Here is a 13376-nt window from a genome sequence, read left to right on the forward strand (position 1 = left end):
GATTGGACAGTAATATCATTCGTCGAACAAACCGGGTTGCTTGCTTGCCGGTCTGGCTTTCGGCAGCCGGGTGGGCGGCGGCGAGCCACCATTGCTGACGATGAAATGGCCATCGGCGAATTGCAGGTCAAGGGTCGAGGCCGCCTTAGCGGCCGGGACACTGCGCACGGGCTGGCCCTCGCCGTCGCGCACCAGCGCAAAGCCGCGCTGCAGCACGCCCTGGTAGGAATAGGCATCGAGCAGGACGGAGAAGCGGCTGAGCCGCTCGCGCTGCGCCTGGGTGCGGGCGCTCGCGGCCTGGAGCAGGCGGTTGGCGAGGTTGTCGAGGCGTTCGCGCCCCGCTTCGCTGCGTCGGGACAGCAGCAGAGGCGTCAATTGACTGGCGCGGCCGGCGAACGCCTCGCGCTTGCGGGCGAGGGCAATGCGAGCGCTGGCCTCCAGGCGATCCGCCACGGCGTGGAAACGGTCCCGGCTGCGGTCGAGCCGGTTGGAGGGGCTTTGCGCCAGCAGGCGGCGGGAGACCGCGTCATAAAGCTGGTGGTGCCGGCGGGTGTTGAGCAGCAGCGCCTGCACGAGGCGCCCGGCGGTGAGGTCGAGCCGCTGGCGAGGGGTCGCCAGCAGCGCCTCGCCGCTGGGCAGGGCCCGGCCGAGATTGCGCAGGTCCTGCCGGCGGCGCTCGATCATGCGCAAAGCGTGGCCGGTGAGCCGCGCGCCGAGGTCGTGCAGATTGGCGAAGAGGTCCGCTCGCACCGGCACGGCCATCTCGGCCGCGCCCGTGGGCGTTGGAGCGCGGCGGTCGGCGACATGGTCGATCAGCGTCCAGTCGGTCTCATGGCCCACGGCCGAGATCAGCGGGATCGAGCAATTCGCGGCGGCACGCACCACGATCTCCTCGTTGAAGGACCACAGATCCTCCAGGCTGCCGCCGCCGCGCGCCACGATCAGCACGTCCGGGCGCGGGATGCGACCTCCTTGAGGCAATGCGTCGAAGCCGTTGATGGCATTCGCGATTTCGGCGGCGCTGGTGTCGCCCTGCACCCGCACCGGCCAGACGATGACAGGACGGGGGAAGCGGTCGGAGATGCGATGCAGGATATCGCGGATCACCGCGCCGGTGGGCGAGGTGACGACACCGACCACGCGCGGCAGGAAGGGCAGCGCGCGCTTGCGGCTCTCGTCGAACAGGCCCTCGGCGGCGAGTTTGCGCCGACGCTCCTCCAGGAGGGCCATCAGCGCGCCGAGGCCGGCGGGCTCCAGCCGGTCGATAATGATCTGGTAGGAGGACTTGCCGGGGAAGGTGGTGAGGCGGCCATGGGCGATCACCTCCATGCCTTCCTCGGGGCGCTGCTTGAGGCGCGCCATGTTGCCCTTCCAGATCACCGCGTCGATCTTGGCGCCTTCGTCCTTCAGGGCGAAATAGGCGTGGCCCGAAGCGACCGGCCCGCGATAGCCTGAGATTTCGCCACGCACGCGCACATAGCCGAAGGCATCCTCCACCGTGCGCTTGAGGGCGCCGGAGAGCTCGGAGACCGTCCACTCCGGGGCGTTGGAGGGCTGAGAATCAGGCAGGAGATCGGACATGCCGGCATTCTACACAAAGCACCCGGCATGCCGAATGGCTGTCGATACCTGGCTCGAGAATCGGCGGAACCTCGACTTCCTGTCATTGCCGCGCTTGTCGCGGCAAACCAGAGAACCGCGAGCGCCTAAGAAAGAGCCGGGTCCGAAGAGCTGGCGGCGGGGCACACCTGTTTTCGCCACTCCCTCCTCCCCCTTGCCAACGCCTTCCTCCCCGTGGACCATGGCGCCAAAGCAGAACCGGGAGGCAGCCATGAAGTCCGTTCGTCTCGAAGCCGTGGGAGCGCTGCATCTGCGCAAGGTCGCCAGGCCCAAGCCAGGGCCGGATGAGTTGCTGGTGCGTGTGGAGGCCTCCGGCATCTGCGGCACGGACCGCCATCTCTTCCTCGGCGAGTTCCCCTCGAAACCGCCCGTCACCCTCGGACATGAGTTCTGCGGCATCGTCGAGGATATCGGCGGTGAGGTGGAAGGCTTTCGCGCCGGCATGCGAATCACCGGCGATCCCAACATCGTCTGCGGGCGCTGTGCGCAGTGCCAGGCCGGGCGCATCAATCTCTGCCGCAATCTGCGCGCCATCGGCATACATCGTGACGGGGCCCTTGCGGAGTATGTGCGGGTGCCGCAGAAGCAGGCCTATGAGCTGCCTTTGGCCCTCAAGGCGACGCATGGCGCCTTCTGCGAGCCGCTGGCCTGCTGCCTGCATGGCGTCGACCTTGCGGCGATCCGGCCAGGCTCGTCCGTCGTGGTGCTCGGCGGCGGCGTGATCGGCCTGCTGGTGGTACAGCTTGCCCGGCTCGCCGGGGCGGCGCGGGTGGTGCTCTCCACTCGCCAGGCCGCCAAGCGAAAGCTGGCGAAGGAGATCGGCGCCACAGACGGCATCGATCCCTCGGCCGGTGATCTCATCACGGAGGTCACCGGGCCGGACGGGCTGCTGCCAGGCGGCGCCGATGTGGTGATCGAATGCGCGGGGGTCGCAGAGACCGTCAAGCAGAGCTTCCAGCTCGCAAGGCCCGGCGGCAGCGTGATCATCCTCGGCGTGATGCCGCAGGGCGTCAGCGTGCCGGTGGAGCCCTTCGATATCCTGTTCCGCGAGCTGAAAGTGTTCGGCTCCTTCATCAACCCCTTCACCCATAAGCGCGCGGCGGATCTGGTGAGTTCAGGGGCGATCGAGCTCGACAGACTGATCTCGCGCGAAGTGGGCCTCGACGAAGTGCCTGCTATCATCGCCAGGCCTGCTGGGCCGGGTGAGGTGAAGGTGATGTATGTGGCGGCGTGAGGTGGGTACGCTAAAGCCTTCCCCACAAAGCTGGGGGAGGTGGGCCGACGAAGTCGGCTCGGAGGGGGTGTGGTCAGAATAGGGTGCGGGAAGCGCCGTTCCAGGTTTGTGTTTGATACGCTTTTTCCTGGCCACACCCCCTCCGTCACGACTTTGTCGTGCGACCTCCCCCAGCTTCGTGGGGGAGGCTTTGCGTCGCGCTTCGCTCGACATTTCTTTCCTTCGCCCTGCATAATGGTCTCGTTTCGTTCTCACATCTGATTCTGCCCTCAATGCCCCGCAAGTCCCCCTTCCTCACCAAGGCTCAGGCCCGCCGCGTCCTGCTCCACGCCCAGCGGCTCGATACGCTTGCACCCTTCGGGGACAGCGCGGAGGCGACGCCGGCTGCGGTGGCGCATCTGGGCTATGTGCAGATCGACACCATCAACGTCATCGAGCGCAGCCACCACCACATCCTGTGGACGCGCATTCCCGGCTACAGGCGGGCGCATCTCACGCAGGCGCAAAGCGGCGACAGATCCGTCTTCGAATATTGGACGCATGCGCTGTCCTATATTCCGACGGCGGATCTGCGTTTCTTCCTGCCGCAGATGAAGCGTTATCACGAGCGGCCGGACAAATGGTTCGAGGGCGTGACCAAGGCCGAGATGCGCAAGGTGCTCACGCTCATCCGCAAGGATGGGCCGCTCACCATCCGCGACATCGACGACGACGTGCTGGTGGAGAAGGAGCACCCCTGGGCGAGCCGCAAGCCCTCCAAGCGGGCGCTGCAACTGGCCTTCTACACTGGCGTGCTGGCGGTCTCGGCGCGCGAGGGCATGCTCAAGACCTATGAGCTGATGGAGCGCCATTTCGGCTGGGATGCCGATCCTGCGCTCAAGCCCAAGCCTGCGACGGAACGGCAGGGGCTGGACTACCTAATCGACCGAGCCCTGCGCTCCCAGGGCATCGTCACGCTGGATTCGATCTGCCATCTCGTGCCCAGCCTCAAGGGCGCGGTGCGCGAGCGCATCGAGGCGCGCATGCGCAAGAAGGAAATCCTCGCCGTCGATGTCGAGGAGGCCGGTAAGGTCGAGCATTGGGCCCGTCCCGAAGCGCTGGAGGCGGTGTCGGCGCCGCCGGCCGAGCTGGTGCATATCCTCTCGCCCTTCGATCCCTTGGTAATCCAGCGCAAGAGGCTGAAATTCTTCTTCGACTATGATCATAGGTTTGAAGCCTATGTGCCGAAGGAAAAACGGGTTTTCGGCTATTTTGCCCTGCCGGTGCTGGCGGGCGAGGAGGTCGTCGCCGCCATCGATCTCAAGACGGATCGGTCGGGCCGCAAGCTCATGATCCAGCAATGGAGTTGGGTCGGGCAGGGGGGCGAAGCGCGGCACAAGGCGGTGATTGAGGAAGCGCTGGGGCGGTTCGAGGCGTTTCAGCTGGAGTAGCCGGGAGCGCGGGCATCCTCCGGGTGCACGGGCATCTTGCCCGTTCCTGGAAGCAACGCGCTCTATGACAAGGAAAGAACGGGCAGGATGCCCGTGCACCCGGACACGCGCTCCCAGCAGCACAACCCCTGCGTGCTTGCCCCCATTCCCTTCTTCTGCTGGAAAGACTCAACCGCCCGCAGCCGGCGAGCCCAGGAAACGTCCCGTCCCATGCCTCAAGCCACGATCAGCGCGCCCCGCGCCGTCTCCACCCCGTTCGACAACGCGCTTGCCGCCGGCGCCATCGCTGCCCGGCTCGACCGCCTGCCGCAGACCTATACGGTGTGGAAGCTGATCGTGCTGCTCAGCCTCGGCTTCTTCTTCGAGCTTTACGACCTGCTCTACACCGGCAATATCGCGCCGGGACTGGTGAAGGCCGGGATCCTCACGCCGACCACCCCAGGCCTGTTCGGCAACAATGGCGTGGCGAGCTTTGTGGCGGCCTTGTTCGCGGGCCTGTTCATCGGCACCATCGCCTGCGGTTTCCTCGCAGACCGCTTCGGCCGGCGCAGCGTCTTCACCGTGTCGCTGCTCTGGTATACGGCTGCCAACATCGTCATGGCCTTCCAGGACACCGCCCTGGGGCTGAACCTCTGGCGCTTCATCTCGGGCCTTGGGCTCGGCGTCGAGATGATTGTGATCGGCACCTATCTCTCCGAGCTGGTGCCGCGCCATGTGCGCGGGCGCGCCTTCGCCTGCTGCCAGGCCGTCGGCTTCACCGCCGTGCCGGTTGCGGCGTTCCTCGCCTATTTCCTGGTGCCTAGCGCGCCCTTCGGTCTCGACGGCTGGCGCTGGGTGGTGCTGATCGGCGCGAGCAGCGCCATCTTCATCTGGTGGATCCGCCTCGGCCTGCCGGAAAGCCCGCGCTGGCTGGCGCAGCAGGGGCGCCTGCGCGAGGCCGACGCCATCATGAGCGACCTCGAGCTGCGCGTGACGGCCGAGCATGGTGCGCCGCTGCCGGAGCCGGCCGCGCCAGAGCTCGTGCAGCAGCAGAACCGCTGGACGCAGATGTGGGAGCCGCCACTGCTCGACCGCACCATCATGATGATCATCTTCAATATCTGCCAGACGGTGAGCTTCTACGGTTTCCTCAACTGGGTGCCGACGCTGCTGATCAAGCAGGGCATTACCACGACGTCGAGCCTGTTCTACACCGCCATCATCGCGCTGGCCTCGCCAGTGGGACCGTTGCTCGGCTTCCTCTTCGCCGACCGCTACGAGCGCAAGAGCGTGCTGGTGGTCATCGCTTTCGTGATCATCGTGGCGGGCCTCGCCTTCAGCCAGGTGACGGCGCCGGCGGCCATCATCGTGCTCGGCGCCTGCCTGACGATCGCCAACAACATCATGTCCTACACCTTCCACGCCTATCAGCAGGAGCTGTTCCCAACCGGCATCCGGGCGCGGGCGGCCGGCTTCGTCTATTCCTGGAGCCGCTTCTCGGCCATCTTCACCAGCTTCATCATCGCCTTCGTGCTGCAATATTCGGGCGTGACGGGTGTTTTCGTCTTTATCGCAGCAGCCATGCTGGTGGTGGCGCTCGCCATCGGCCTGATGGGGCCGAAGACGCGCAATCTCGCCTTGGAGGCGATTTCGCGCTGAGCCGCGGCAACAAGCGGAGAAATCTTCCCGGGTGCGCGGACGTCTCGTCCGCTCTTGGAAACGACGCCGCTTGTGGGAAAGGAAAGAGGCGGATCGTCCGACACTCTCTCGAGTGTCGTAGGGACGTCCGCGCTCCCAGCTACACCTTCGGATCCACCCACCCGAGCGGCGGCTCGAAGCCGGCCATCGTCGGCGGGCCCCAGGCGCCCGGCTGATAGGGCGACACCGGCACGACATTGCCGATCACCGGATCGAAGATGCGCCAGGCGATCTCGCTGGCGTCCTGGCGGGTGAACAGCGCGTTGTCGCCCGCCATGGCATCGCCGATCAGGCGCTCATAAGGCTGCAAATCGTTGGTGCTGTCGTCGACGGCGACCAGTTCGACCGGCTCGCCGGTCAGCTGCTCGCCAGGCGCCTTGATGCGCGAGCTCAGGCCGATGCAGATCTGCGGGTTCAGGCGGAAACGCAGTTCGTTGGAGGGGCCTTGCAGCCTTTCGCCGAAGACGTCGTGCGGCGGCTTCTTCATGCGCACCACCACTTCGGTGCTGCGCACGGGCAGGCACTTGCCGGCGCGGATATAGAAGGGCACGCCCTCCCAGCGCCAGCTATCGATGAACAGGCGCACGGCGGCGAAGGTCTCCACCGTGGAGGTCGGCGCTACGCCCGGCTCGTTGAGGTAGCCGACGAACTGGCCGCGCACCACGTCCTGCGGCTGGAGGGTACGGATCGCCTTGAAGATCTTCACCTTCTCTTCGATCAGGTCGTCCTCCAGCCTGCCGGCCGTCGGCTCCATCGCCATCATGATCATCACGTTGACGAGGTGGTTCTGGATCACGTCGCGGATGGTGCCGACCTCGTCGTAGAACTTGCCGCGGCCCTGCACACCGAAATCCTCGGCCATGGTGATCTGCACGCTCTCGATATAGTTGCGGTTCCAGATCGGCTCGAGAAAGGCGTTGGCGAAGCGGAAATAGAGCAGGTTCTGCACGGCTTCCTTGCCGACATAATGGTCGATGCGGAAGATGGCGCTCTCGTCGAAATATTTGTGCAGGACGGCGTTGAGCTCCTTGGCCGAAGCCTCGTCATGGCCGAAGGGCTTTTCCACCATCAGGCGGGCATTCTCCGAGCAGCCCGCATTCTTCAGCCCCTGGGCCACCGTCTCGAACATGCTGGGCGGGATGGCGAGATAATGCAGGGGGCGGGTGGCCCTCCCCAGCGCCGCCTTCAGCTTGGCGAAGGTGTCGGGGCTGCGATAGTCGCCGCTGACATAATTGATCAGCGCCGAGAGCTTGCCGAACACGCCTTCGTCGAACTTGTCGCCGTAGAATTTCCGCGTGCTCTCATGCACCCGGGCCCTCAGCTTCTCGACATCCCAGGGATCGAAGGCAACGCCGACCACCGGCGTGGTCAGCACGCCGCGCCGGACCATCGAATACAGCGCGGGAAAGATCTGCTTATAGGCAAGATCGCCGGTGGCGCCGAAAAGAACGAGGGCGTCCGAATGGGGAGGAGCCATGGTCTGCCTTCCTGGTAAGTTTGCCGCGAGCCCGGCCTTGTTCGTAAAGCCAGAAGCCTGCCAGGAGAAGTAGGCAATGTGGGTTGCCGTGAATTTATCAGTGAGTCACATGCCGCTCGGGTAAGGGGGTGGACGCGCTGGCCCGGACCGCGTCAAAGTCTCATTCCCATATAAATGCTCGCCGGCCGCGCGATCTCCTTGAAGCCGACCTTCTCATAAAACCCCAGCACCTTCGTATTGCCCGCGCTCACGCCCAGATGCAGCCCCCGCACGCCCTTCGCCCTCAGCCCCACCAGCAGTGTCTCGATCAGCTTCCGGCCCCAGCCGCCGCGCTGAAGCGGGGGTAGGAGATTGATGTGGAGGTGGGCGGGATAGCCGGCAAGCATGGCCGGGTCCTTGCCCTCGGGATGCTGAATCAGGCGGATGGCGCGCTCGTCGTTGGGCCTGGTCGGCTTGAGATCGGCGATCTCCCGGCGCACGCCGGGCCACCATTCGCGTTCGAGCCTGGCGTGGAAGGCGGCCGTGTCCGGAGCGGCGACGATGTAGCCCATGGCGCCCGCGCCGTCGTCGATCACAAAGGCGTAATCGGGCTCGAGTACCTGGTAGGGCACGGCCCAGATGAAGCCTGGCAGGCGGGGATCGGAGTAGAGGTGGCTGCCGTCCGAGCCGTTGTCGGCCGTCTTGAGGCAGATCTCATAGATGGCGTCACGGTCTTCGGGCGTGGCGCGGCGGATGGCGTAGTCGGGCACGGGGGATCCTCGGGACTCGGGGCTGGGGCGAGCCTAGCTTCTGCCTGTTCGGCGGGCAATGGCTGGCGCGGGCATGGGCGGAGGCGGAGTGTCGACCTCCATAATCACATCGGCAGAGCCGATATGGTGAGCTCGACACTCGGCTTCTTGCGCAAAATGATGAAAATCCCCCGTCAAGCGATCACAAATTACGCTGCGTCATCCTTTTGTGCAAGAAATCGGTTTCACTCGCCCATAAAAGCACCTTGCCAAGCCGGGCAATCGGCTCGATGGTAGCGCCGACGATGAGGGGAGGCGCTGCCGCATCGAGTTGGCGGTCAGCGTCCGTGACTCGCAACGCAGGGAGGATCCGATGTTGCGGACTGGGACGTCGTGTAAAGCAAAATCCATTCTATTGCGCAGTTTCGTGGTCCCGCTGGCGGGCGCGGCCCTCGCTTGGGGCGCTTCAATCGCGGGCGCCGGGGCGCAAAGCCTGACCGTCTGGGACGACTATACGCTGCCCTCGCAGACCACGGTGATCCAGGCCCTCGACCAGAAGTTCGAAGCTGCCCATCCCGGCGTGAAGATCAACCGCACCGGCCGCACCTTCGACGACCTTGCCATGACGCTGAAGCTGACGCTTTCGTCCGGCGACGGCCCCGTCCTTACCAAGGCCAACCAGGGCGCCCAGGAAATGGGCGCGATGGTCAAGCAGAAACTGCTGCTGCCGGTAGACGAGTACATCACCAAATATGGCTGGGACAAGAAGCAGTCTGACGGCGTGCTGGCGCGCGACCGCTGGTCCGACAAGGGCGAGTTCGGCGTCGGCCCGACCTATGGCATCTCCGGCCTCGGCGAGATGGTGGGCCTCTACTACAATGCGAAGAACCTGAAGGATGCCGGCATCGATACCCCGCCCGCGACCTTCGAGGATCTCGTCAAGGATGTCGACGCGGTGAAGGCCAAGGGCGCGCCGGCCTTCATGATGGGCACGGTCAAGGGCCATATGGCGCTGCACATGTTCGCCGCGGTGTCGCAGGCGATGATCGCGGCGGGTGACCGCAAGCCCCTCGACGACATCATCTATGGCCGCGGCGGCTCGTGGAACACGCCCTACAACCTCGCGGCCGTCAAGCAGGTGCAGGATTGGGCCACCGGCGGGGCCTTCAACGATGGCTACCAGGGTATCTCGGACGACGATGCCGCCCAGCTCTATGCAGGCGGGCAGGGCGCCTTCCTGCTCACCGGCACCTGGCGCCTCGGCGACCTGCAGCAGAACCCTGACATCCACTTCATGGCCGTGCCGCCTCCATCAGGCGTGAAGAACGGCCTGGTGGTGGGCGGCATCGACCTCGCCTGGGCGATCACGGCGCTCGCCAAGGACAAGGCCACGCAGGACCTCGCCGGCGAATATATGAACTACATGGTCTCGGACGAAGCCGCCTCCGCCTGGGCCGGCGCCGGCTACCTGCCGGCCGTGGCGCTGGAGCATCCCGACCAGGTCAAGGTGCCGCCGCTGCTCGGGGAAACCCTGAAGGTATGGGACGGCGTGAATGCCGCCAACGCGCTGGGCCATTATCCGGACTGGGCAAGCCCGACCATGCTGAAGACGCTGTCGGACAATCTTGCCCGGGTGCTGGCGAAGGACATGACGCCGGCCGATTTCATCTCGGCGGTCGACAAGGATTACCAGGACTATATGGCGAGCTTGAAGAAGGGGTGAGATTTTAGGGAAGGGCGCGGCACGAGCCTCCCCCACGAAGCTGGGGGAGGTGGCCGAACGTAGTGAGGTCGGAGGGGGTGTGGCCCGACGGGCTCGACCCACAAGGAGAGGGTTCAGTCTCTCTCGATGGATCCGAGCCTTATCCTGTTATCTGTCCGCTAGCGGGCCACATCCCCTCCGTCATTGCTTCGCAATGCCACCTCCCCCAGCTTCGTGGGGGAGGCGAGTCGCGCCCTTCCAAACAGGTAAGCCCCCGGCCCGATGCTCGATGCCTCCAAATTCCGTAACCTGCTCTACGTGCTGCCGTCGTTGGCCGTCTACGCCGCCTTCGTGCTGCTGCCGATCCTGAGTTCCATCGGCCTCGGCTTCACGCAGTGGGACGGCATCAGCGCGCCGATCTTCGTCGGCCTGAAGAACTACACGACCCTGTTCGCCGACCCCGTTTTCTACACGGCGCTGTGGAACAATTTGGTCCTGCTTGCCTTCTATGTCGCGCTGCCCCTGGTCATCGGGCTCATTCTGGCGGTGGTCGTCACCTCGATCCGCACCACCGAGCAACTGGCGCTGCGCACGCTCTATTTCATGCCCTATGTGATGCCCACCGCCGTGCTCGGCATCATCTGGCGCTGGCTCTACAATCCCGCCTTCGGGCCCCTCAACCAGGCGCTGAAGGCCGTCGGCCTGAAGGCGATCGCGTTGCCCTGGCTCGGCAGCTTCGCCTTCGCGCTGCCGGCGGTGGGCATGGTCGCCACCTGGTATTATGCCGGCTTCTGCATGGCGATCTTCATGTCAGGCCTGCAGCGCATCGAGCCCTCGCTCTACGACGCCGCCAAGGTGGACGGGGCCACGCCCGTGCAGTCCTTCCGCTATATCAGCGTGCCCTCGCTGCTGCCGGAGGTGCGCATCGTGCTGCTCCTCACCATCATCGCCTCGATCAAGAGCTTCGACCTCATCTTCACCATGACGCGCGGCGGGCCGGCCAACTCCACTTTGGTACCGAACCTCTATATGTACCAACTCGGCTTCGATCTCGGGCGCTACGGCTATGCCTCGGCGGTGGCGGTGATCGGGGCGATCCTGATCTTCCTGGTCAACGGCGCCATCCATCGCTTCATGCCCGCGCACAGGCAGGGCGGGCAATGAGCGAGGAGCGTATCGGACCCTCCTTGCTGCCACTGCGCGCGCTGCTCTGGCTGTTCGCCATCCTCGCCGTGTCGCCCTTCGCGCTGCTGGTCCTCACTTCGCTCAAGAGCCAGAAGGATCTCCTGGCCGGCGCCTTCGTAATGCCGGACAGGCCGCATTTCGAGAATTTCGCCACCGCCTGGGTCGACGGGCATTTCAGCGCCTATTTCGTCAATTCGGTGGTGGTGGTGATCCCGGTGGTGGTCGCCAGCATCATACTCGGCATTTTCTCGGGCTTTGCCTTCGCCTTCCTGACTCTGCCCTTCAAGCGCACCATGTTCATCATGCTGACCATCGGCATGATGGTGCCGACCGAAGCCTTCATCATCCCGCTGTTCTACGAGTTCCACTGGCTCGGCCTGCTCAACACCTACTGGGCGCTGATCCTGCCGCAGACAGGCATGTCCATCCCCTTTGCCACGCTCTTCATGGCGAGCGCCATGCAGCAGGTGCCCAAGGAACTCACGCAGGCGGCGATCATAGACGGCGCCACCCGCCTGCAGGTGCTGCGCTTCGTACTGCTGCCGCTGATGAAGCCGGCGATCTCGACGCTGGCGCTGTTCCTGTTCATCTGGACCTGGAACGAATTCCTGATCCCGCTGATCCTGGTCAACAACGACGCCGCGCGCACGCTTCCGATCGGCATGCTGTTCTTCCAGGGCAAATATCTGATCGACATCCCGGTGCTAACCGCCGGCGCCGTGTTCATCATCGCGCCGATCATCGTGGTCTACATGATCTTCCAGCGCAATTTCATCGCGGGCCTGACGGCGGGGGCGGTGAAGTGAGGGGGTTTGGTCGGAGAGGTTTGTGCTGCCCCTCACCTCTATCCTCTCCCCGTAAGGGGCGAGGGGCCTTCGAAGTCGGGGCTTACTTGAGAGGTCTCATCTCGCCCGACCGGCTGGGCGAGATGAGGCGCTTGAGAATGAAATGCACCGATTGCGCCCCCTCGCCCCGTTCTTACGGGGAGAGGATAGAGGTGAGGGGCTGCGCCACCTTTCAGAACTATATAAAATATTGCACCACAAAGGATTTCAGCCATGAAAGTCGGCATTATCGGGCTCGGTTATCGCATGGGATACCTCGCCCGCATCTTCACCCTGATGGTTCCCGGCTTCACGGTTGTCGGCTATGTCGACCAGGCGCCGGCGGGGCTCGGCTATTTGCGCGAGCACAGCGTGGCCGCCGGCCATGCCTATGACACGCTGGAGACCATGCTGCGCAGCGAGAAGCTCGATCTCCTCATGGTCGGCTCGCCCAACGCCATGCATCTCGGCCATATCCGCGAGGGGCTGGCGCATGGCCTGAAGGTGTTCACTGAAAAGCCGGTGGTGACCTCGCAGGAGGACACCTTCGAGCTCCTGGAGCTCCTGCGCCTGCATGGGCCTGACAGCGTGATGGTGGGCCTGGTGCTGCGCTACGCCTCGCTCTACCGCGACCTCGTCAAGGCCAAGGCGGACGGCGTGCTCGGCGACATCGTCTCGATCGAGGCCTCCGAACATCTCGCGCCCTATCATGGCGCCTTCTTCATGCGCGACTGGCGGCGCTACCAGCGCTATTCCGGCGGCTTCATCCTGGAGAAATGCTGCCACGACATCGATCTCTACCAGGGCATCGTCGGCGCCCGGCCGGCACGCGTGGCGAGCTTCGGCGGGCGAAAAACCTTCCTGCCGCACAACGCGCCGGAAACCCAGGGCATCAACGACATGGAGGTCTATCACCGCAAGCCGAGCGGCTGGATGAGCACGGACAAGGTCTTCGATTCCGATGCCGATATCATCGACTACCAGGTGGCGATGATCGAATTCGAGAACGGCGTCGCCATGAACTTCCACACCAATCTCAACGTGCCCGACCAGTTCCGCCGCTTCTGCGTGATTGGTTCCAAGGGCATGGCCGAGGGCGACTTCGTGCGCAACTATTTCCGCGTGCATGATGCACGGACGTCTCAGAAGCTGGTCGACCGAAGCTACGAAGTGACCGAGCTCTCGGCCCACTACGGCGCCGACGAGCAGATGGCTAGCGATATCGGCAAGCACCTGACGGAAGGCCTGCCGCTGCCCGTCTCGGTGGTGGATGCGCTGGCGGCCGGGCTGACGGCGATCAAGATCGACGAAGCGCGGGACGCGAGGGCGGTGCTCGACCTCTCCGATACGTGGAAACGGTTCGACGACGCGCTGGCGGGGTGAGGGAGAGCAGAGACGGTCGGGCGAGATGATGCGATTGAGAATAGGGCGAGCCAATTGTGCCCCCTCGCCCCGTTCTTACGGAGAGAGGATAGAGGTGAGGGGCGGCGTGACGCTCG

10 protein-coding genes are annotated in these 13376 nt (G+C 64.8%); 7 read left to right on the forward strand and 3 right to left on the reverse strand.

From position 1 onward, the window contains the following. Window positions 1-15 precede the first annotated feature (15 nt). Window positions 16-1581, reverse strand: coding sequence for an exodeoxyribonuclease VII large subunit (gene xseA, locus QQL24_RS27570; protein WP_284315505.1), 1566 nt, complete (start codon window positions 1579-1581; stop codon window positions 16-18). A gap of 250 nt (window positions 1582-1831) precedes the next feature. On the opposite strand from xseA, the gene QQL24_RS27575 reads away from it, so the two are divergent. From QQL24_RS27575 to QQL24_RS27585, 3 genes are all read left to right on the forward strand, one after another. Further along, window positions 1832-2854, forward strand: coding sequence for a zinc-dependent alcohol dehydrogenase family protein (locus QQL24_RS27575; protein ID WP_284315506.1), 1023 nt, complete (start codon window positions 1832-1834; stop codon window positions 2852-2854). 263 nt (window positions 2855-3117) lie between these two features. Then, complete coding sequence (locus QQL24_RS27580; protein WP_431310766.1) at window positions 3118-4284, forward strand: winged helix-turn-helix domain-containing protein; 1167 nt, start codon at window positions 3118-3120, stop codon at window positions 4282-4284. 210 nt (window positions 4285-4494) lie between these two features. Continuing rightward, window positions 4495-5922: an MFS transporter gene (locus tag QQL24_RS27585; RefSeq protein ID WP_284315509.1), complete on the forward strand. Its 1428-nt coding sequence runs from the start codon at window positions 4495-4497 to the stop codon at window positions 5920-5922. A gap of 139 nt (window positions 5923-6061) precedes the next feature. On the opposite strand, the gene zwf is transcribed toward QQL24_RS27585, so the two are convergent. Beyond that, window positions 6062-7438 carry a glucose-6-phosphate dehydrogenase gene (gene zwf / locus QQL24_RS27590; RefSeq protein WP_284315510.1) on the reverse strand — a complete coding sequence of 459 codons (1377 nt, stop codon included), beginning with the start codon at window positions 7436-7438 and terminating at the stop codon, window positions 6062-6064. 152 nt (window positions 7439-7590) lie between these two features. Next, window positions 7591-8187 (reverse strand): GNAT family N-acetyltransferase, encoded by a 597-nt coding sequence (locus tag QQL24_RS27595; protein ID WP_284315511.1) that lies wholly within the window; start codon window positions 8185-8187, stop codon window positions 7591-7593. Window positions 8188-8539: 352 nt separating this feature from the next. Here QQL24_RS27595 and QQL24_RS27600 point away from each other — a divergent pair, with 352 nt between their 5' ends. The 4 genes from QQL24_RS27600 (at window position 8540) to QQL24_RS27615 (ending at window position 13260) form a co-directional block, all read left to right on the forward strand. Continuing rightward, window positions 8540-9889, forward strand: a complete 1350-nt coding sequence (locus QQL24_RS27600) for an extracellular solute-binding protein (protein WP_284315512.1) — start codon at window positions 8540-8542, stop codon at window positions 9887-9889. Between the two features lie 261 nt (window positions 9890-10150). Further along, complete coding sequence (locus QQL24_RS27605; protein ID WP_284315513.1) at window positions 10151-11032, forward strand: carbohydrate ABC transporter permease; 882 nt, start codon at window positions 10151-10153, stop codon at window positions 11030-11032. Continuing rightward, window positions 11029-11859 (forward strand): carbohydrate ABC transporter permease, encoded by an 831-nt coding sequence (locus tag QQL24_RS27610; protein ID WP_284315514.1) that lies wholly within the window; start codon window positions 11029-11031, stop codon window positions 11857-11859. The genes QQL24_RS27605 and QQL24_RS27610 overlap by 4 nt, the downstream gene beginning before the upstream one ends. Window positions 11860-12111: 252 nt before the next feature. Further along, complete coding sequence (locus QQL24_RS27615; RefSeq protein ID WP_284315515.1) at window positions 12112-13260, forward strand: Gfo/Idh/MocA family protein; 1149 nt, start codon at window positions 12112-12114, stop codon at window positions 13258-13260. Window positions 13261-13376: the final 116 nt, after the last annotated feature.

Source organism: Labrys miyagiensis, from assembly GCF_030160835.1.
In the GTDB taxonomy this organism is placed as follows: Bacteria; Pseudomonadota; Alphaproteobacteria; order Rhizobiales; family Labraceae; genus Labrys; species Labrys miyagiensis.

What these genes read in the sequence shown, in the direction of transcription:
- QQL24_RS27585 (WP_284315509.1), top strand. Translation starts at nt 4,495, where the DNA reads ATGCCTCAAGCCACGATCAGCGCGCCCCGCGCCGTCTCCACCCCGTTC.
- QQL24_RS27605 (WP_284315513.1), top strand. Translation starts at nt 10,151, where the DNA reads ATGCTCGATGCCTCCAAATTCCGTAACCTGCTCTACGTGCTGCCGTCG.
- xseA (WP_284315505.1), bottom strand. Translation starts at nt 1,581, where the DNA reads ATGTCCGATCTCCTGCCTGATTCTCAGCCCTCCAACGCCCCGGAGTGG.
- QQL24_RS27610 (WP_284315514.1), top strand. Translation starts at nt 11,029, where the DNA reads ATGAGCGAGGAGCGTATCGGACCCTCCTTGCTGCCACTGCGCGCGCTG.
- zwf (WP_284315510.1), bottom strand. Translation starts at nt 7,438, where the DNA reads ATGGCTCCTCCCCATTCGGACGCCCTCGTTCTTTTCGGCGCCACCGGC.
- QQL24_RS27600 (WP_284315512.1), top strand. Translation starts at nt 8,540, where the DNA reads ATGTTGCGGACTGGGACGTCGTGTAAAGCAAAATCCATTCTATTGCGC.
- QQL24_RS27575 (WP_284315506.1), top strand. Translation starts at nt 1,832, where the DNA reads ATGAAGTCCGTTCGTCTCGAAGCCGTGGGAGCGCTGCATCTGCGCAAG.
- QQL24_RS27615 (WP_284315515.1), top strand. Translation starts at nt 12,112, where the DNA reads ATGAAAGTCGGCATTATCGGGCTCGGTTATCGCATGGGATACCTCGCC.